At 66.7% G+C, this 19,644-nt stretch carries 17 protein-coding genes; 5 read left to right on the top strand and 12 right to left on the bottom strand.

What is annotated here, in order from left to right; translation table 11 throughout:
* Positions 1-75: 75 nt before the first annotated feature.
* Positions 76-1,392, bottom strand: coding sequence for an MFS transporter (locus tag HMPREF2914_RS18400; RefSeq protein WP_003096675.1), 1,317 nt, complete (start codon positions 1,390-1,392; stop codon positions 76-78).
* 287 nt (positions 1,393-1,679) lie between these two features.
* Here HMPREF2914_RS18400 and HMPREF2914_RS18405 point away from each other — a divergent pair, with 287 nt between their 5' ends.
* Positions 1,680-2,084, top strand: a complete 405-nt coding sequence (locus tag HMPREF2914_RS18405) for an acyl-CoA thioesterase (RefSeq protein ID WP_003096677.1) — start codon at positions 1,680-1,682, stop codon at positions 2,082-2,084.
* Between the two features lie 45 nt (positions 2,085-2,129).
* On the opposite strand, the gene betA is transcribed toward HMPREF2914_RS18405, so the two are convergent.
* The 3 genes from betA to betI form a co-directional block, all read right to left on the bottom strand.
* Entirely contained in the window at positions 2,130-3,815 is a 1,686-nt protein-coding gene (gene betA, locus HMPREF2914_RS18410) for a choline dehydrogenase (RefSeq protein WP_003136284.1), read from the bottom strand.
* 135 nt (positions 3,816-3,950) lie between these two features.
* Positions 3,951-5,423, bottom strand: coding sequence for a betaine-aldehyde dehydrogenase (gene betB, locus HMPREF2914_RS18415; RefSeq protein WP_003111336.1), 1,473 nt, complete (start codon positions 5,421-5,423; stop codon positions 3,951-3,953).
* A gap of 60 nt (positions 5,424-5,483) precedes the next feature.
* On the bottom strand, positions 5,484-6,077 hold the full coding sequence (gene betI / locus HMPREF2914_RS18420) for a transcriptional regulator BetI (protein ID WP_003096684.1): 594 nt from the start codon (positions 6,075-6,077) through the stop codon (positions 5,484-5,486).
* 332 nt (positions 6,078-6,409) lie between these two features.
* Here betI and HMPREF2914_RS18425 point away from each other — a divergent pair, with 332 nt between their 5' ends.
* Positions 6,410-7,960, top strand: coding sequence for a BCCT family transporter (locus HMPREF2914_RS18425; protein ID WP_003111337.1), 1,551 nt, complete (start codon positions 6,410-6,412; stop codon positions 7,958-7,960).
* 216 nt (positions 7,961-8,176) lie between these two features.
* Here HMPREF2914_RS18425 and choV read toward each other — a convergent pair whose 3' ends face one another.
* The 3 genes from choV to HMPREF2914_RS18440 are packed head-to-tail and all read right to left on the bottom strand — an operon-like array spanning position 8,177 to position 11,178.
* Positions 8,177-9,355, bottom strand: coding sequence for a choline ABC transporter ATP-binding protein (gene choV / locus HMPREF2914_RS18430; RefSeq protein ID WP_003096690.1), 1,179 nt, complete (start codon positions 9,353-9,355; stop codon positions 8,177-8,179).
* A 3-nt stretch (positions 9,356-9,358) separates the two neighbouring features.
* Positions 9,359-10,198 (bottom strand): choline ABC transporter permease subunit, encoded by an 840-nt coding sequence (gene choW / locus HMPREF2914_RS18435; RefSeq protein WP_003096692.1) that lies wholly within the window; start codon positions 10,196-10,198, stop codon positions 9,359-9,361.
* 41 nt (positions 10,199-10,239) lie between these two features.
* Positions 10,240-11,178 (bottom strand): choline ABC transporter substrate-binding protein, encoded by a 939-nt coding sequence (locus HMPREF2914_RS18440; protein WP_003104841.1) that lies wholly within the window; start codon positions 11,176-11,178, stop codon positions 10,240-10,242.
* Positions 11,179-11,641: 463 nt separating this feature from the next.
* Here HMPREF2914_RS18440 and HMPREF2914_RS18445 point away from each other — a divergent pair, with 463 nt between their 5' ends.
* Both HMPREF2914_RS18445 and HMPREF2914_RS18450 read left to right on the top strand, forming a co-directional pair.
* On the top strand, positions 11,642-13,018 hold the full coding sequence (locus HMPREF2914_RS18445) for an L-serine ammonia-lyase (protein WP_023092772.1): 1,377 nt from the start codon (positions 11,642-11,644) through the stop codon (positions 13,016-13,018).
* A 419-nt stretch (positions 13,019-13,437) separates the two neighbouring features.
* The gene (locus HMPREF2914_RS18450; RefSeq protein ID WP_003096699.1) at positions 13,438-14,541 is read left to right on the top strand and encodes a choline metabolism transcriptional regulator GbdR; all 1,104 of its coding nucleotides are present in this window, start codon (positions 13,438-13,440) and stop codon (positions 14,539-14,541) included.
* Between the two features lie 45 nt (positions 14,542-14,586).
* Here HMPREF2914_RS18450 and HMPREF2914_RS18455 read toward each other — a convergent pair whose 3' ends face one another.
* Together HMPREF2914_RS18455 and HMPREF2914_RS18460 are read right to left on the bottom strand one after the other, a co-directional pair.
* Positions 14,587-14,835 (bottom strand): hypothetical protein, encoded by a 249-nt coding sequence (locus HMPREF2914_RS18455; protein WP_003096701.1) that lies wholly within the window; start codon positions 14,833-14,835, stop codon positions 14,587-14,589.
* A 268-nt stretch (positions 14,836-15,103) separates the two neighbouring features.
* Positions 15,104-15,997, bottom strand: coding sequence for a LysR family transcriptional regulator (locus tag HMPREF2914_RS18460; protein WP_019727051.1), 894 nt, complete (start codon positions 15,995-15,997; stop codon positions 15,104-15,106).
* A 107-nt stretch (positions 15,998-16,104) separates the two neighbouring features.
* On the opposite strand from HMPREF2914_RS18460, the gene HMPREF2914_RS18465 reads away from it, so the two are divergent.
* Positions 16,105-17,172, top strand: coding sequence for a YeiH family protein (locus tag HMPREF2914_RS18465; RefSeq protein WP_023092773.1), 1,068 nt, complete (start codon positions 16,105-16,107; stop codon positions 17,170-17,172).
* Here HMPREF2914_RS18465 and HMPREF2914_RS18470 read toward each other — a convergent pair.
* Genes HMPREF2914_RS18470 through HMPREF2914_RS18480 form a run of 3 tightly spaced genes read right to left on the bottom strand, consistent with a single transcriptional unit; the run spans position 17,116 to position 19,612 of the window.
* Entirely contained in the window at positions 17,116-18,111 is a 996-nt protein-coding gene (locus tag HMPREF2914_RS18470) for an acylcarnitine hydrolase (protein ID WP_023092774.1), read from the bottom strand. The genes HMPREF2914_RS18465 and HMPREF2914_RS18470 overlap by 57 nt on opposite strands.
* Before the next feature lie 5 nt (positions 18,112-18,116).
* Positions 18,117-18,596: a thioesterase family protein gene (locus tag HMPREF2914_RS18475; protein ID WP_023092775.1), complete on the bottom strand. Its 480-nt coding sequence runs from the start codon at positions 18,594-18,596 to the stop codon at positions 18,117-18,119.
* A 50-nt stretch (positions 18,597-18,646) separates the two neighbouring features.
* Positions 18,647-19,612 (bottom strand): L-carnitine dehydrogenase, encoded by a 966-nt coding sequence (locus HMPREF2914_RS18480; protein ID WP_003096713.1) that lies wholly within the window; start codon positions 19,610-19,612, stop codon positions 18,647-18,649.
* Positions 19,613-19,644: the final 32 nt, after the last annotated feature.

Raw genomic sequence — 19,644 nt, forward strand, 5'->3', positions numbered from 1 at the left:
TGCGCATTATAGGGAGATAGAAACTGGCGTCAACGATTATTTCAAAAATAATTCAAATAACCGCCGGAAGCGCTTTCACCCCACCGAAACCGCCTCGCCAGCCGGCTTTTTCTGCGCCAGCAGGTAGAGCCCGACGAGGAAGCCGACCAGGCACAGAGTCACCACGTAGTAAGCCGGCCCCATCGGGCTCTGCTTGAGCAGCAGGGCCACCGCCATCGGCGTCAGCCCACCGAAGATGGCGTAGGCCAGGTTGTAGGAAAAGGACAGGCCGGAGAAACGCACAACCGGTGGGAACGCATTGACCATCACGTAGGGAACGGCGCCGACGATGCCGACGAAGAAGCCGGTCAGTGCATATAAAGGAAAGAGCCAGTCCGGGTGGGCCTTGAGGTTGCCGTAGAAGCTCCAGGACACCAGCGCCAGTAGCACGCTACCGGCAACGAAAGTCAGCCCCGCGCCGAAACGATCCGCCATGCGCCCGGCGACGATGCAGCCAAGGGTCAGGCAGACGATCGCCAGGCTGTTGGCCTTGAGCGCCGTGGCGGCATCGAAGCCGTATACGCTCTGCAGCACGGTAGGGGTCATCAGGATGACCACCACGATCGCGGCCGACAGCACCCAGGTCAGCAGCATCGACACCAGGACGGCGCCACGATGATCGCGGACCACCGCTTTCAACGGCACTTCCTCTGCCAGCGCCTTGCGCTGCTGCAGCTCGGCGAATACCGGCGTCTCGTGCAGCCAGCGGCGCAGGTAGACCGAGAACAGGCCGAACACCCCGCCGAGCAGGAAGGGAATCCGCCAGGCGTAGTCCTGCACCTCTGTCGCGCTATAGAAGCTATTGATCGCAGTAGCCACCAGCGAGCCCAGCAGGATGCCCGCCGTCAGGCCGGAAGTCAGCGTCCCGCAGGCATAACCGACATGCCGTGCCGGTACATGCTCGGCGACGAAGACCCAGGCCCCCGGTACCTCCCCGCCAATCGCGGCGCCCTGGATCACCCTCAGCAGGAGCAGCGCCAGGGGCGCCCAGATGCCGATCTGCGCGTAGGTCGGAAGCAGGCCCATGATCAGGGTCGGCACCGCCATCATGAAGATGCTCAGGGTGAACATGCGCTTGCGCCCGAGCAGGTCGCCGAAGTGGGCCATGATCACGCCGCCCAGCGGCCGCGCCAGGTAGCCGGCGGCGAACAGGCCGAAGGTTTGCAGCTGACGCAGCCATTCCGGCATGTCCGCCGGGAAGAACAGCTTGCCGACCACGGTGGCGAAGAACACGAAGATGATGAAGTCGTAGAACTCCAGCGCTCCACCCAGGGCGGAGAGGGACAGGGTCTTGTAGTCGCTGCGGGTCAATGGACGCTGGGCCGGCGCCTCGGGAGCATTCGCGGATGGCATGTCGGAATTGTTCTCTTTATTCGTTCAGCAAGCATGAGCGGGGTTCGACCGGCAGGCGTGTCGACCTGCGACCCGGGGACGCAGGAGCGAAACCATAGCAAATCGACGAATGTCCACACAGTCGGTCGAAGAGAGAACCGGGCGGTCGTCGGCCGCCCTACTCCTCTATATAATGCCCGGGCGCCTCTGAAAGCTGTCCCAAGACCTTGCACCGGCAGGCGTTTTGGGAGAGTTTTCCCCTAAACCGCGCTTGAACAAGAAATCCGGGGGGCACGAGGCCCTTACCTATGATCGAGCTTGAACAAGAAGACCCCATTCCCCAGGGAGACCTGGCCTTGCAGATTACCGCGCTGCCGCGCGAAACCAACGGTTTCGGCGATATCTACGGCGGTTGGCTGGTATCCCAGATGGACCTGGCGGGAACCGCCATGGCCAGCAAGATCGCCGGCGGCCGTATCGCCACCGTCGCCATCGACCGCATGGCCTTCATGGTGCCGGTCGCGGTAGGTGCCCAGCTTTCCTTCTATACCCAGACCCTGGAAGTCGGTCGCAGCTCGATCCGCATGCTGGTCGAGGTGTGGAGCGACGACCCGTTGTCCAGCGAATGGCGCAAAGTCACCGAGGCGGTGTTCGTGTTCGTCGCCATCGATGGCAGCGGGCGCACCCGCCCGGTCCCGCCACGCCGGGGCTAGACGCAGGAACGCCGGCTATCGCCGGCGTTCTTGTTTGCGCGTTCCTCAGGCCCGCACGGGGTTGCCGCGTACCGGCGCATCCCCGGCCACGTAGTACTTCGCCGTGCTGCGCGGCAGCGGCTGGCGACCGCGGATCCTGTCGGCGATCTTCTCGGCCATCATGATGGTGGTGGCATTGAGGTTGCCGGTGATGATCAGCGGCATGATCGACGCATCCACCACTCGCAGTCCTTCCATGCCGTGGACCCGTCCCTGGCCATCGACCACCGCCATGTCGTCGCTGCCCATCTTGCACGAGCAGGATGGGTGGAAAGCGGTCTCCGCATGGTTGCGGATGAACTCGTCGAGTTCGGCGTCCGACTGCACGTTCACCCCTGGGCTCAACTCGCGGCCCCGATAGGGGTCCAGCGCCGGCTGGTTCATGATCTCGCGGGTCAGCCGGATGCCGTCGCGGAACTCCTGCCAGTCCTGCTCGTGGGACATGTAGTTGAACAGGATGCTCGGATGCTGGCGCGGGTCCCTGGACTTCAGGTGGATGCGCCCGCGGCTCGGCGAGCGCATCGAGCCCATGTGCGCCTGGAAGCCGTGCTCCTGCACGCCCTTGCTGCCGTTGTAGTTGATCGCCACCGGGAGGAAATGGAACTGGATGTTCGGCCATTCGAACGCTTCGCGGGTTCGGATGAAGCCGCCAGCCTCGAACTGGTTGCTGGCGCCGAGGCCCTTGCCGAGGAACAGCCACTGGGCACCGATGGCCGGCTGGTTCCACCATTTGGTCGCCGGGTAGATCGACACCGGCTGCTTGCAGGCGTACTGCAGGTAGAGTTCCAGGTGATCCTGCAGGTTGGCGCCGACGCCCGGCAGGTCATGCACCACCGGGATGTCCAGGTCGCGCAGCAGGGCCGCCGGGCCGACGCCGGAGCGTTGCAGCAATTGCGGCGAGGCGATCGCGCCGCTGCACACCAATACTTCGCGGCGGGCGTGGGCGGTGACCGGGTTGTCGCCGTTGCCCACCAGGTAGGAGACGCCGATGGCGCGCTTGCCGCTGAACAGGATGCGGTCGCTCAGGGCGTGGGTGACGATGGTCAGGTTGGGCCGGCCGCGGGCCTGGTCCAGGTAGCCGCGCCCGGTGGCGGCGCGACGGCCCTCCGGGGTGACGGTCCGGTCCATGGGGCCGAAGCCTTCCTGCTGGTAGCCGTTGAGGTCATCGGTTCGCGGGTAGCCGGCCTGCACGCCGGCCTCGACCATCGCATGGAACAGTGGGTTGTTGCCGGCCTTCGGCGTGGTCACGCTGACCGGGCCGTCGCCGCCATGGTAGTCGTTGGGGCCGATGTCCCGGGTTTCCGCCTTGCGGAAGTACGGCAGGCAGTCGAGGTAGCTCCAGTCCTCGAGGCCCGGCTCCTTGGCCCAGCCGTCGAAGTCCAGGGCGTTGCCGCGGATGTAGCACATGCCGTTGATCAGCGAGGAGCCGCCCAGGCCCTTGCCGCGACCGCACTCCATGCGGCGGTTGTTCATGTAGGGCTCGGGGTCGGTCTCGTAGGCCCAGTTGTAGCGCCGCCCCTGCAGCGGGAAGGCAAGGGCCGCCGGCATCTGGGTGCGGAAGTCGAAGCGGTAGTCGGGACCGCCGGCTTCGAGCAGCAGGACGCTGACGTCGGCATCTTCGGTGAGGCGGGTAGCGAGTACGTTACCGGCAGAGCCGGCTCCGATGATGATGTAGTCGAATTCCTGGGACATGCAGGCCTTCCTCTTTTCTCGGCATGACACCGGCCGCGACGCTGGCGCGCCGGTGTCTGGAAGTTCGGAATGGCCGGTGTCAGGGAGCGTTGCCTGGGACCGGCCTGGTTAGGGGTTCGAGCGCTGCGTCGAGGCTCAGAACACCGAGGCGTAGTCGCCCAGCTCCACTTGCACGGACTTGATGCGAGTGTAATGAGCCAGGGTAGTGAGACCGTTCTCGCGACCGACACCGGATTGCTTGTAACCGCCGACCGGCATTTCCGCCGGCGACTCGCCCCAGGTATTGATCCAGCAGATGCCGGCTTCCAGGCGATGGATGGCGCGGTGGGCGCGGGCCAGGTCCTGAGTCACGACGCCGGCGGCGAGGCCGTACTCGGTATCGTTGGCGCGGCGGATCGCCTCGTCTTCGTCGTCATAGACCAGGATGCTCATCACCGGGCCGAAGATTTCCTCGCGGACGATGGTCATGTCGTCGCGGCAATCGGTGAACACGGTCGGCGCGACGTAGGCGCCATTGCCGAACGCTCCATCGGTCACACGCTCGCCGCCGCACAGCAGGCGAGCCTTCTGCGCCTTGCCGGACTCGATGTAGCCGAGCACGCTTTCCATGTGCGGGAAGCTGACCAGCGGGCCGAAGTTGGTGTTCTCGTCCTGCGGGTCGCCGAGACGGATGCGCTGCACGCGCTCCAGTACCTTGGCTTCGAAGCGGGCCTGCTGGGAACGGTGGATGAACACCCGGGTGCCGTTGGTGCAGACCTGGCCGGAGCTGAAGAAGTTGGCCATGACGGCGATGTCGGCGGCGCGGTCGAGGTCTGCGTCGGGGAAGATGATCAGCGGGGACTTGCCGCCCAGCTCCATGGTCACTTCCTTCAGCGACGAGCTGGAAGCGCTGGCCATGACTTTCTTGCCGGTGGAGGTGCCGCCGGTGAAGGAGATCTTCTCGATCAGCGGGTGCTCGGTCAGCCACTGGCCGACTTCGCGTCCGCTGCCGGTGAGCACGTTGAACACGCCGTCCGGCACGCCGGCCTCGGTGTAGATCTCGGCCAGCTTGAGGGCGGTCAGCGGGGTGACTTCGCTGGGCTTGAAGATCATCGCGTTGCCGGCAGCGAGGGCCGGGGCGGATTTCCACAGGGCGATCTGCACCGGGTAGTTCCAGGCGCCAATGCCGGCGACCACGCCCAGCGGCTCGCGGCGGGTGTAGACGAAACTGGTTTCGCGCAGGGGAATCTGCTCGCCTTCGATGGCCGGGACCAGGCCGGCGTAGTACTCGAGCACGTCGGCGCCGGTGACGATGTCCACCGAGCGGGTTTCCGCCAGCGGCTTGCCGGTATCCAGGGTTTCCAGGGCGGCCAGTTCGTCGTTGCGCTCGCGGAGGATGTCGACGGCGCGACGGAGGATGCGCGAGCGCTGCATGGCGGTCATCGCCGCCCACACCTTCTGCCCCTCGACGGCGCTCTGCACGGCCCGCTCGACGTCTTCCCTGGAAGCCCGCTGGACCTTGGCGAGCACTTCGCCGTTGGCCGGGTTGATGGTCTCGAAGGTGGCGCCACTGCTGGCCTCCACGTAGCGACCGCCAATGTAGAGCTTCTGTTCTTCGAATCGGGCCATGTTGCAGTCCTCTCTTATCGGTATCGCAGGCGCAAGGCGGCGCCGCGGGGGTTTTCGTCCCTACCCCGACTGTTTTGCCAACTGCTGGTCGAGGTAGTCGTAAGCGATGTTCAGGGCCTCGTCGGTATCGAAGGCGTCGCCGGTCAGCGCGCCACGCAACCACAGGCCGTCGATCAGGGCCGCCAGGCCGCGTGCCGCGGCGCGGGCGTCGTCCGCCGAGAGCTGGCGGCGGAACTGGTAGCACAGGTTCGAATACAGGCGATGGTCGTTGACCCGCTGCAATCGACGCAGTGCCGGCTGGTGCATGCTGGTCGCCCAGAACGCCAGCCAGGTCTTCATCGCCGGACCATTGACCTGGCTGTCGTCGAAGTTGCCTTCGACGATCGCTCGCAGGTGCGCCCTCGGACTGTCGTCGTAGAGCGCCGCGCGGCGTTCGCGTACGGCCTTGCTCAAGGCGCTGAGCAGGTGCCGCATGGTCGCTTCCAGCAAGCCGTTCTTGTCCTGGAAGTAGTGGCTGATGATGCCGTTGGAAACACCCGCCAGGCGGGCAATCAGGGCGATGCTGGCGTCTCCCATGCCGACCTGATCGACCGCCTCCAGGGTGGCGTGAATCAGTTGCGAGCGGCGGATGGGCTGCATACCGACCTTGGGCATTGCTATCTCCTCTCGTCGATAGGTGCGTGCGGGCACCGACCGACGTCATTGGTGGCCAGTCTATTTTGTTTTTATTGAACGTTCAATCAACTAAGAATAAGCTCGGCGTCCATGAGCGGCTCCCAGCCTGCGTGCAACCTGGCCCGCGCCGTTCATCACCTCGTCGCCGAAGTCCGCCAAGGATCGCAGAATCCGGGCTTCAAGTGGGGTGGCAATGCTGTGTCTGTAGTCCGCGGCCATAAGCCGCCATGCTTTCACTGCCATGGGGTCATCCTCCAATGAGTACTGCTTCGCCAATAAAAACAAACGAGCAGGTACGTCTGAATCCGATCGTGTTCTTCGGCTCGACCGCACTGATCCTGGTTCTGACCGCCGCCCTCATCCTCTATCCCGACAGCGCCGGAGCCTTGCTCGGCCGCATCCAGGCGTGGCTGTCGCACAGCTTCGGCTGGTACTACATGCTGGCCATCGGCGCCTACCTGTTCTTCGTCGGCTGGGTGGCCTTCTCGCGCTTCGGCACCCTCAAGCTCGGCGAGGAGCATGAAAAGCCGGACTTCAGCTACGGCGCCTGGGCCGGCATGCTGTTCTCCTCCGGGATCGGCATCTCGCTGCTCTACTTCGCCGCATCCGAGCCGATCGACCACCTCTACCACCCGCCCGAAGGCGTTCCCGGCAGCCCTCAGGCGGCGCGCCAGGCGCTGCAACTGACCTTCCTCCACTGGGGCCTGCACGGTTGGGCGATCTATGCCCTGGTCGGCCTCGCCGTCGGTTATTTCGCCTACCGCCATCGCCAGCCGCTGGCGTTGCGCTCGGCGCTCTATCCGATCCTCGGCGAGCGCTGGGTGAAAGGCGCCGCGGGCCACGCGGTGGATTGCTTCGGCATCTTCGTCACCCTTCTCGGGCTGGTGACCAATCTGGGCATCGGCGCCTTGCAGGTGTCGTCCGGTCTCGAGTACCTGACCGGCATGCCGCACAGCAAAGGCACCCTGCTGGCGGTGATCCTGGTGATGAGCCTGGTCGCCACCCTGGCGGCGGTCTCCGGTGTCGAGAAAGGCATCCGCCGGCTGTCCAACCTGAATATCGTGCTGTTCAGCTCGCTGCTGCTGTTCGTGCTGGTCTGCGGTTCGACCCTGGAACTGCTCAACGGCTTCGTACAGAACCTCGGCGATTATCTCGACGGCCTGGTGCTGAAGACCTTCGACCTCTACGTCTACACCGGTGCCGGCACCGGCAAGAGCGAGGAATGGCTGGGCCTGTGGACCCTGTTCTACTGGGCCTGGTGGATTTCCTGGGCGCCCTTCGTCGGTATGTTCATCGCCCGCATCTCCCGCGGTCGCAGCGTGCGCGAACTGGTCTGCGGGGTGCTGCTGATCCCGCTGGGCTTCACCCTGGCCTGGCTGTCGGTATTCGGCAACAGCGCCCTGGACCTGGTGATGAACCACGGCGCGACCGACCTGGGCAAGGCCGCGCTGGAACAGCCGTCGATGTCGATCTACCTGCTGCTGGAACACTATCCGCTGTCGAAGATCGTCATCGGCCTGTCGATCTTCGTCGGCTTCGTGCTGTTCCTCACCCCGGCGGATTCCGGCTCGGTGATGCTGGCCAATCTCTCGCGCAGCGGCGGCGAGCTGGACGAGGACGCGCCGAACTGGCTGCGCATCCTCTGGTCGGCCGTCGTCACGCTAGTCACCATCGGCCTGCTGTTCGCCGGCAACTTCACGGCGATGCAAACCGTCGTGGTGCTCGCCGGGCTACCGTTCTCGGCGGTGCTGATCCTGTTCATGTTCGGCCTGCACAAGGCCATGCGCGCCGACTACGAGGCCCAGGTCGGCGACCGCCGCACCTACCAGCCAGTGCCGGCGCCAACCCAGCACCAGACCTGAATCCGGCGCCGCTAGGGCGCCCTCGCCAATCAGGTGCGTACTTGGCCCGGCGTTTCGCCGGGCCTTTCTTTTCTGCCGCCCGGCGCCCGGCGCATGCCGCAGGAACCGGCGCGCGGGAGCGTGCGAAAGGAAGAACAGACGGAAAAAGCGCGGAGGATAAACGCGAATGCCCGGCAGCGCCGGGCATTCGCAGCGGTCCCGAGCGGGCCTTGGGGGTCAGCCGAGGTTCTTGCCCAGCAGCGCATGGTACAGCTCGCTGTCGCCGAGCACCCCGACCACCCTGTCCTGCTCCTGCAGAACCAGCTTGTGGCCGGTCTGGTAGCGAATCTGCAGGGCATCGCGCATACGGATGCTGACATCCACCAGGGTCGGTTCGCGGCGCAGCTTCTCCACCGGGTCGCCCTGGCGCCAGCGTTGCAGGTCGATGACGTTGCTGCCCTGGCGCGCGCCCTTGAGCACGTCGCCTTCGCTGAGACCGATCCAGCAGTCGCGGCCCTGGTCGAAGCAGATCTCGTCGTTCTGCCGGATGCACTGGTCGAGGCCACGCATCAGGCTCTGGCCGCACAGCACGTTGAGCGGGTTGGTATGGGCGACGAAGGTACGCACGTAGTCGTCCGCGGGGCTCAGCACGATCTCTTCCGGCTTGCCGTGCTGGATGATCCGGCCGTCCTTCATGATCGCGATGCGGGTGCCGATCTTCAGCGCCTCGTCGAGGTCGTGGCTGACGAACACGATGGTCTTGTGCAGTTGCCGTTGCAGCACCAGCAGTTCGTCCTGCAATTGCTGGCGGATCAGCGGGTCGAGGGCGGAGAACGGTTCGTCCATCAGCAGGATGTCGCCATCCATCGCCAGCGCGCGAGCCAGGCCGACGCGCTGCTGCATGCCGCCGGAGAGCGAGTCGGGACGCTTGTCGCGCCACTGCGAGAGACCGACCAGCTCGAGCTTCTCGTCGATCAGCTTCTTCCGCTCGGCGGCCGGACGGCCCTGCATCTCCAGGCCGAAGCCGACGTTCTCGGCCACCGTCAGCCAGGGCATCAGGGCGAACTTCTGGAACACCATGGCGATGCGCTTGGTGCGCATGGCCTTGAGGGTCGCCGGCGAGCAGTTGGCGATGTCCACCTGCGAACCTTCGTGCTCGATCAGCAGCTTGCCGCGGCTGACCTTGTTCAGGCCGTTGATGCAGCGCAGCAGGCTCGACTTGCCGGAGCCGGAAAGTCCCATCAGCACGCAGATCTCGCCGCGGTTGACGTCCAGGCAGGCGTCCTCGACGCCGAGCACCTGGCCGGTGCGCTTGAGGATCTCGGCGCGGCCGAGGCCCTGGTCGAGGAGCTTCAGGGCTTCCTTGGTGTGGGTGCCGAAGATGACGTCCACATGGTCGAATCGGATCGCGGTCATGGCTTATTTCCCCTTCACGGCGCGCTGCTTGCACACCCGGTCGAGCAGGATGGCGAGCAGGACGATGGCCAGGCCGGCTTCGAAGCCGAGGGAGATGTCGGCGGTGTTCAGCGCGTTCACCACCGGCTTGCCGAGGCCATCGGCGCCGACCAGCGCGGCGATCACCACCATCGACAGGGAGAGCATGATGCATTGGGTGATGCCGGCGGCGATGCTCGGCATCGCGTGCGGCAGCTCGATGCGCGTGAGCAGTTGCCAGCGCGAGCAGCCGAAGGCCTTGCCGGCGTCGAGCAGCTCCGCCGGAACGTCCTGGATACCCAGGCAGGTCAGGCGGATCGGCGCGGCGACGGCGAAGATCACCGTGGAGATCAGGCCCGGCACCACGCCGAGACCGAACAGGGTCAGGGTCGGGATCAGGTAGACGAAGGTCGGTACCGTCTGCATCAGGTCCAGCAACGGCCGCAGCGCGGTGTAGAACCACGGCTTGTGCGCGGCGACGATGCCCAGCGGCACGCCCACGGCGATGCACACCAGGGTGGCGAATATCACCTGGGCGAGGGTTTCCATGGTCTCCTGCCAGTAGCCCAGGTTGAGGATCAGCAGCAACGAGGCCAGGGCGAACACGGTCAGCCCCCAGCTGCGCTGGATGAAATGCACCAGCCCTACCAGCAAGGCGATCAGCACCAACGGGTTGAACCAGAGCAAGCCGTTGGTGACGCCATGGATGAGGAACTCCAGGGTGTCGGAGATCTTGTCGAAGAACGATGCGCCATGCAGGGTCAGCCAGTCGACGAAACCGGCGATCTGCTCTCCCAGCGGGAGCTTGTGATCAGTCAGGAACATAATCAGGGTCCATCAAGAGCGGGAAATGAACGACCGGTCGCCTACTTGGCGAACGCCAGCTTGGCCGCGGCTGCGGCAGGCTGCCCGTCGCGGGTGGTGACACCGGCCAGCCAGGCATCCAGCTGTTCCGGGTGATCCTTCAACCAGGCCTTAGCGGCTTCCTCGGGTTTCTTGTTTTCGTTGAGTACCGCGTCCATCAGCTTGTTCTCCATCTCGAGGGTGAAGCTGAGGTTCTTCAGCAGTTGGCCGACGTTGGCGCACTCCTGGGCGTAGCCCTTGCGCACGTTGGTGTAGATGGTCGCGCCGCCATAGTTGGGGCCGAAGAAGTCGTCGCCGCCTTCCAGGTACTTCATCTGGAAGCGGGTATTCATGGGGTGCGGCTCCCAGCCGAGGAACACCACCCACTGGTTGCGCCGGATGGCCCGCTGCACCTGCGAGAGCATGCCCGCCTCGCTGGATTCCACCAACTTGAACTTGCCCAGTTCGAAGGCGTTCTTGTCGATCATGCTCTGGGCGACGCGGTTGCCGTCGTTGCCCGGCTCGATGCCATAGATCTTGTTGCCCAGCTTGTCGGAGAACTTCGCGATATCGGCGAAGCTGCGCAGGCCGCCGTCGTAGACGTACTGGGGAACCGCCAGGGTGTACTTGGCGCCCTCCAGGTTGGCGCGCAGTGTCTCGACCGTACCTTTCTCGGCGTACTGCTTGATGTCGTTGGTCATGGTGGGCATCCAGTTGCCCAGGAATACGTCGAGGTCGTTGTTGGCCAGGGAGCGGTAGGTCACCGGCACCGAGAGCAGATTGACCTTGGTCTTGTAGCCGAGGGACTCGAGGACCTGGCGGGTGACCGCGGTGGTCACTGTGATGTCGGTCCAGCCGACGTCGGCGAAACGCACCGACGCACAGGATTCGGGCTCCGCGGCCTGGGCTGCCAGCGGTGCGCACAGAGACACGGCCAGCAGCCAAGACTTGCAACCTTTCATAGCGAACTCCTCTGCAGGGTAAGGCGCCGGCGCTACCCCGAAGGGCGCGGCGGTCTGTCTGTATCGGGCCGACCGGTAGCGGCCCTCAGCGGGCAATTCGTGAACGATCATGAAACAGGACGCATCCGTCGCCTACAGGGTGGGTCGCAACCAGTGCAGGCGGGGTCGCATTCAGTACCCGCTGTGTCGCATTCAATCATAGTGGTCTTTGCCGGCGACCAGCGGATGCCGTTTTCGGAGCGGCGCGAGCCCGTTCTCATTCCGACGCCGTGCAGGTGCAGACGCCCCTCGGCCGCAGAGGTTCCCCGATCCGGGCGCGGACGCGGCGCTTTTGGACATGGCCGGGTCGGTGGCGGATGCGGCCCGCCCCGGGGAAAGCCCGATGATGCGCAGGAATCGCGGGCGGAGGAGCCGCCACCCCCACTACGCAGGCACGGATGCCGCGGCAATCCCGGAGGCCGGCATGGCTATCAGTGTGTTCGACCTTTTCAAGATCGGTATCGGCCCGTCCAGTTCGCATACCGTCGGCCCCATGCGCGCCGCCGCGCTGTTCACCGCTGCCCTGCGCCAACGCCAGGCGCTGTCGGCGGTGCGGCGTCTCGAAGTGCGCCTGTACGGCTCGCTGTCCGCCACCGGCGTCGGCCACGGCACCGATCGCGCGGTGATCATGGGCCTGATGGGCGAATGGCCGGATCGTATCGACCCGACCCAGATCGCCCCACGCATGGCCGCGCTGCTCGATAGCGGCCTGCTGCAACTGGACGGCCGCGAGGCGGTACCGTTCGACTGGGTGCGCGACATGCGCCTGCTCGACGAGAACCTGCCCTACCACCCCAACGCCATGACCCTGGTCGCCTACGGCGAGCAAGGCGAACTGCACCAGGAGACCTACTACTCGGTGGGTGGCGGCTTCGTGGTCGATGCGGCACAGGCCGCCTCGGGACAGCTCGACCAGGACCACACGGTGCTGCCCTACGACTTCTCCAGCGCCGAGGAACTGTTGCTGCTGTGCAAGCGCCACAACCTGCGGGTATCCGAGCTGATGCTGGCCAACGAACGCATCTGGCGCAGCGAGACCGACATCCGCGAAGGCCTGCGGCGCATCTGGCAGGCGATGCGCGATTGCGTCGACAACGGGTTGCGCAACGAAGGCATCCTTCCCGGCGGGCTCAACGTGCAACGCCGCGCCGCGCGCCTGCACCGCAACCTGCAGGAGATCGGCAAGCCCAACGTGATCGGCTCGACCCTCAGCGCCATGGAATGGGTCAACCTGTTCGCCCTGGCGGTGAACGAGGAGAACGCCGCCGGCGGGCGCATGGTCACCGCGCCCACCAACGGCGCGGCGGGGATCATCCCGGCGGTGCTGCACTACTATATGAAGTTCAATCCCGACGCCCAGGACCGCGACGTCGTCGACTACCTGCTGGCCGCCGCCGCGGTGGGCATCCTGTGCAAGAAGAACGCCTCGATCTCCGGCGCCGAGGTCGGCTGCCAGGGCGAGGTCGGCTCGGCCTGCGCGATGGCCGCCGCCGGACTGGCGGAAGTCCTCGGCGCCACCCCGGCGCAGGTCGAGAACGCCGCCGAGATCGGTCTGGAACACAACCTCGGGCTGACCTGCGACCCGGTTGGCGGGCTGGTCCAGGTACCCTGTATCGAGCGCAACGCGATCGCCGCGGTGAAGGCCATCAACGCGGCGCAAATGGCCTTGCGCGGCGACGGCCAGCATTTCATCTCGCTGGACAAGGTGATCCGCACCATGCGCGACACCGGTGCCGACATGCACGACAAGTACAAGGAAACCTCGCGCGGGGGCCTGGCGGTGAACGCCATCGAGTGCTGAACCGGAATTGCTCACGAAACGATCGAGACGCCACTTTTTGGCGCATATGACGCGTGACCGGGCGGTCGTCATCCGTCACACTGCGGAGTAACGGCTCGCCGCCCATCGTTACCTTTGTCGCCACGGCCGCTGCCCCGCCTTCTCGCCGGGGGCCGCCCTGGTGCTACCGAAATGCTCAAGCGCGCGGCGCGCCGCCAGCCGTCGCCCATGCTGTCGTTGTGCCAGGCCCGAGTGGAAATGCCGGGCTAAAGCCTTCCGGCTTTTTTGATTGAACGCCCAATCAATATAGGCATGGCATTTGCCTTGCTCTGGTTACAAGCAACGCCGACGGCGTGGCCCAAGCAGCCACCCGGAAATTCCAACAATCATAAAAAAAGCCTCGTGAGAGGCCTGCTTGCTCAGCGTGAGGAGATACACCCATGACCACGTACGCGCCCGGAGTTCCGCCACAGAACCGAAATCCGCAGTCCATCGGCTTCCTGCTGCTGGATAACTTCACCCTGATCTCCCTGGCCTCGGCGGTGGAACCGTTGCGCATGGCCAACCAGCTCTCGGGACGCGAACTCTACCGCTGGCATACGCTGAGCCTGGACGGCCGCCAGGTCTGGGCCAGCGACGGCCTGCAGATCACCCCCGACGCCGGTACCGACAACGCCCCGGCGGTGGATTGCGTGATCGTCTGCGGCGGCGTCGGCATCCAGCGCAGCGTCACCCGCGAGCACGTCACGTTCCTCCAGGCCCAGGCTCGCCAGGGTCGGCGCCTCGGCGCGGTGTGCACCGGCAGTTGGGCGCTGGCCCGCGCCGGCCTGCTCGACGGCTACGATTGCAGCGTGCACTGGGAATGCCTGGCGGCGATGCAGGAAGCCTTCCCCCGGGTGGCCATGAGCACCCGCCTGTTCTCCATCGACCGCAACCGCTTCACCTCTTCCGGCGGCACCGCGCCGATGGACATGATGCTGCACCTGATCGGCCGCGAGCATGGCCGCGAGCTGTCGGCGGCGATCTCCGAGATGTTCATCTACGAGCGCATCCGCAACGAGCAGGACCACCAGCGCGTGCCGCTCAAGCACATGCTCGGCACCAACCAGCCGAAGTTGCAGGAGATCGTCGCGCTGATGGAGGCCAACCTGGAGGAACCGATCGACCTCGACGAACTGGCGGTCTACGTCAACGTCTCGCGTCGCCAGCTCGAGCGGCTGTTCCAGAAGTACCTGCACTGCTCGCCGTCGCGCTACTACCTGAAGCTGCGCCTGATCCGCGCCCGCCAGTTGCTCAAGCAGACGTCCATGTCGATCATCGAGGTGGCCTCGGTCTGCGGCTTCGTCTCCACCCCGCACTTCTCCAAGTGCTACCGCGAGTACTTCGGCATCCCGCCGCGCGACGAGCGCCAGGGTCAGCCGCTGGGCCAGCCGGTGGTGCTGATGCCGATCCCGCAGGACCTGGCGCTGATGCCCAACTCCTCGGCGCTGTCGGCCCTGAGCCAGGCGCAGGGCGAGTCTACCTTCGCCAGCGTGCGGATCTGACCGCGCGTCCCTGCCCGCCCCGTCCACGGGGCGGGCAGGGCCTTGTCAGCCCCGCGGCACCAGCGCCGGCAGCAGTTGCCGGGAAATCGCCTCGCGCACCGCCGGCAGCAGCGTGGCGTGCCCGCCGAGCATGTCCTCCACCAGCCGCCGCAGCGCCTGGGCGCGCTCCGGGCTGAGGCCGCGCACGGCGTATTCGCAGGCCTGCTCCGGAGTCGAGTCCGGCGGCACGCTGAAGCCCAGCGCCTGCAGGCGTTCGCGGAAATCGTCCTGGTCGATCAGATCGGCGTGCATCATCGCGGCAGCTCCTTCGATGGGGATTGCCATCGATTCTGCTGAGCCCACGTCGCTCCCGGCAAGGGGGCTGTCCCGCCTGGACATGGGCAGGTCGTTTTCGGCTAATTCGACCGTCAGCGACACCGCCACAATCACCTCCAGCGGCTTGCGGAATGCAGCGGACGGCTTCCGGAAAACGCCAGACTCACACTGAGGGCCGTTCCTGGCTCCTTTTTCATCCCCCTCCGCGCGTCGGGCGCGGCAGGGGGATCTTTTTACCGGGAGCCGGCTAGCCGGCGCCGAGTCCCGCCCGACAGTGTTCCCAGAAGCGCTCGAAGCCCGGCGAGAGGAACTTGTCGCGCTGGCGCAGCATGTAGAAACGCCGGCGCAACGGCGGCAGGCTGCTGCGCAGCTCGACCAGCGCGCCGGAGGCCAACTGTTCCTCGACCACCCAGCGCGACAGGCAACTGATGCCCAGCCCGGCGGCGACGCTGTGCTTGATCGCCTCGGAGCTGCCCAGGTCCAGGCTGTCTTCCAGGTAATGCAGGTGGCCCAGCAGGGCGTGACTGACCTCCTCGCGCGTGCCCGAGCCGGGCTCGCGCAGCAGCCAGCGCGCACGGCGCAGGGCCTCGCGGGAGACCTGGGTGCGCGAGGCCAGCGGGTGGCCGGGCGCCGCCACCACGATCAGGCTGTCCTCGAGCCAGGGCTCCACCCGCAGGCCCGGCTCGTGGCAGGGGCCTTCGATGAGGCCGATGTCCGCCGCGAAGGTCACCACGTCCTGCACCGCCGAACCGGTGTTGCCGATGCTGGCGTTGACCCTCACCCCCGGCTGCTCCCGCTCGAAGGAGGCCAGCAGGCGTGGCAGCACGTAGTTGCCGATGGTGCTGCTGGCCGCCACCGTCAGGCTCGCCTGGGGCGCGGCGGAAACCACGAACTGCTGCTCCAGTTGCGCCACCCCGTCGAGCAGGCGCAATGCCTGGGGCAGGAAGCGGCGGCCGACCTCGTTCAGTTGCAGGCGCTTGCCGACCCGGTCGAACAGGCGCGTGGAAAGCTGCGACTCCAGCTCGTTGAGCGCGGCGCTGGTGGCCGACTGCGACAGCGAGATGGATTCCGCCGCCGCCGTGGTACTGCCGCAGCGAGCCACCGCACAGAAGATCTGGAGCTGACGGAAACTGAGGGCCATGGACTCACCTACCTGTTTTTCAGGTATTTAATACAGAAACTATTCGTTTCACAAATTCATGCCCGCTACCTAACCTGCGTCCCGTGACCTCACCTGAGGAGCGAAGGATGCACACCCTCCCCGTCAAGACCGGTACCAGACCCCTGGCCCAGGTCCAGAAACTCATCCCCGGCCTGCTGCTCAGCGCCGCCCTGGCCGGCGCGGCGATCCTCCTGGGTCGTTCGCAATGGTTGCAGCACAACGGCATCAGTGCGCTGACCCTGGCCATCGTGCTCGGCATCGTCGTCGGCAACACCCTGTACCCTCGGATCGCCGCCGGCAGCGCCGCCGGCGTCGGCTTCTCCAAGCAGATCCTGCTGCGCGCCGGGATCATCCTCTACGGCCTGCGCCTGACCTTCCAGGACATCGCCGGCGTCGGATTGCACGGCGTGCTGCTGGACGCCCTGATGCTCGCCAGCACCTTCGGCCTGGCGTGCCTGCTCGGCACCCGGCTGTTCGGCCTGGACCGCACCACCACCCTGCTGATCGGCGCCGGCAGTTCGATCTGCGGCGCCGCCGCGGTGATGGCCACCGAGCCGGTGGTGCGCGGCCGTGCCGAACAGGTCGCGGTGGCGGTCTCCACCGTGGTGGTGTTCGGCACCCTGGGCATCTTCCTCTATCCGGCGCTGTTCCAGCTCGACCAGGACTGGGGGCTGCTGCCGCGCGACCCTGACACCTGGGGCGTGTACATCGGTGCCACGGTGCACGAGGTGGCCCAGGTGGTCGCCGCGGGTCGTTCGATCGGCATCGAGGCAGCGGATACCGCGGTGATCGCCAAGATGGTCCGGGTAATGATGTTGGCGCCCTTCCTGATCCTGCTCTCGGCCTGGCTGGCACGCGACAAGGCGCACCGCCGGCAGCACAGCGGCGCGACCAAGATCACCATTCCCTGGTTCGCCGTCGGCTTCGTACTGGTCGCCGGGCTCAACTCGCTGGTCAACCTGCCGCCGGCGCTGGTCAGCCACGTCAACGACCTCGACACCTTCCTCCTGGCCATGGCGATGGCCGGCCTCGGCCTCGGCACGCACCTCTCGGCGATCCGCCGCGCCGGCCTCAAGCCGCTGCTGCTGGCCGCCCTGCTATTCGCCTGGCTGGTGCTCGGCGGTGGATTCCTCACCCGCCTGGCGCTCGCCTGAGTCCTCCGCCAGGAAGCCCTGCACGGCCCGTCGCAAGGCCTCATGCAGGGCTTCCACCTCGTCGATGCCGTGGCCGCGCAGGCAGCCATGGACCAGCCCGTTTCCCGGATAGAACCCTGCCTCGCCACCCGCCGCGCGTAGCGCTGCGCCATAGCGCTCGCCGTCGTCGCGCAGCGGATCGAATTCGGCGACCGCCACGAAGGCCGGCGGCAGGCCAGTGAAATCAGCGGCCTCCAGGGGCAGCGCCAGCGGCTGTCGGTGCAGCGCCGCCAGCGGCAGGTAGGCGTCCAGGCACGCCTGCACATCGCCGAGGCCGAGCAACGGCGCGTCGACGCAGTCGATCCGCGAGGGCGATGGCGCGGCGGACAGCAAGGGATAGAGCAATATCTGCGCGGCCGGCGACGGCGCACCGCCATCGCGCAGGGCCAGGCACAGCGCCGCCGCCAGGTTGCCGCCGGCGCTGTCGCCGGCCACCAGCAAGCGTCGCCCATCCAGCGCTTCGTCCAGCTCGCCCAGGCTCAGCGCCTGCCAGGCACGCAGGCAATCCTGCAATGCCGCCGGGAACGGATGCTCCGGCGCCAGTCGGTAATCCACCGCCAGCACCAGCAGGCCCAGGCGCGCCGCCAGGTCGGCGCAGATGAAATCGTGTGAATCGAGGCCGCCGAGCATCCAGCCGCCACCGTGCAGGTAGAGCAGCGCCGGCCAGCCGCCGGGCGGTGCCGGGCGGTCGGGGCGATAGCGGCGCACGCGCACCGGCGGCGCGGCCGGCAAGCAGGAGTCGAGCACCCGCAAACCGGCCGGGCGCGGCGGCGCGAACGCCTGGCACATCCGCGCGTAGGCCGCACGTTGCGCATCCAGGCGCGGACTGTCGCTGGCGAACGCCCGGCTGTGCTCGACGAAGCGCCACATCGCCGGAGACAGCGGATACTTCGCAGCCATCGCGCTCAGCGCAGCGGCGGCAGGCCGATCACCCGACCGACACCTTCCGGCACGGGGAGCGCGCGATGTGCCTCGGCGAGCGCCTCGACCCGCGCCAGCACCTCGCCTGCGAACGGTACCGAGCGCGGGCCGTAGAGGCTGACGTGGAGCAGCATCTGCTCGCTCAGCGCCAGCGCCTGCCCGCTGCCAGGCAGGTACAGGGCATGGTGGATATGCAGGCGCTTGCGATCGTGACCGAGCAGTTGCGTACGCACCTCGACCCTGGCGCCCTCCTTCACCTCATGGAGGAAGTTCAGGTGGCATTCCAGGGTGAACAGCGAGTGTCCGCTGGCGTCGCGGTTCTGGCTGTCCAGGCCGATATGCGCCATCAGCGCATCGGTGGCGTAGCTGAACACCAGCAGGTAGAACGCATCGCGCAAGTGGCCGTTGTAGTCCACCCACTCGGGCAGGACCGGCGTCTCGTAGGTCGTCAGGGCTTGGCTCATGGCAGGCTCCGTGGTTGCGCTACGCCCGGCGGGGCGGAAGGCGCGTCATGTCACTCGGCGAAGGCGAAGCCGTGCCGGGCCTTGGTTTCCCTGATCGCCCCGAGCACCGCCAGCAGGCAGTCGTCGCGGTAGCGCTCGAGCTCGGCGATGCTGCGCGCGCCCTGCTGCTCGGCGGTGCCCTCCACCACCCGGTCGATCAGGGCTTCGGTGAGTTCCGGCGCCGGCAGGTAGGTCCAGGGCAATTGCAGCGCCGGGCCGAACTGCGCCATGAAGTGGCGCATGCCGGCGTTGCCACCGGCCAGGGTGTAGGTCAGGAAGGTGCCCATGAACGACCAGCGCAGGCCGGCGCCGAAGCGGATCGCATCGTCGATCTCGCCGGTCGTGGCCACGCCGTCGTTGACCAGGTGCAGCGCCTCGCGCCAGAGCGCCTCGAGCAAGCGGTCGGCGATGAAGCCGGGCACTTCCTTGCGTACGTGCAGCGGACGCATGCCCAGCGACTCGTAGACCCGCATCGCCGCCCGCACGGCCTCGGCAGCGGTGCGTTCGCCGCCGACCACCTCCACCAGCGGCAGCAGGTAGACCGGGTTGAAGGGGTGGCCGACCAGGCAGCGCTCGGGGTGGCTCGCCTCGGCGTAGAACTCGCTGGGCAGCAGGCCCGAGGTGGACGAACCGATCAGCACGTCGGGCCGCGCCGCAGCGCTGATCCTGGCGTGCAGGTCGAGCTTCAGGTCGAGCCGCTCGGGGGCGCTCTCCTGGATGAAATCGGCGTCGCCCACGCATTCCTCGATGCTCGCGACGAAACGCAGGCGCTCCTGCGCCGCGCCGGGCGCCAGGCCCTGTTTCCGCAAGGCCGGCCAGGCATTGGCGACGCGCGCGCGCAACGCCGCTTCGGCGCCCGGCGCCGGATCCCAGGCGACGACGTCGAGGCCGTGGGCCAGGGCGCGGGCGATCCAGCCGCTGCCGATGACGCCGCTACCGAGGGCGGCGAAGGTCTTGATCTCGGTGACGAAGGACATGGACATCTCCAGAGGTTGTTCCCGCCCCCGAC

It is taken from the genome of Pseudomonas sp. HMSC067G02, from assembly GCF_001813485.1.
Lineage (GTDB): Bacteria > Pseudomonadota > Gammaproteobacteria > Pseudomonadales > Pseudomonadaceae > Pseudomonas > Pseudomonas aeruginosa.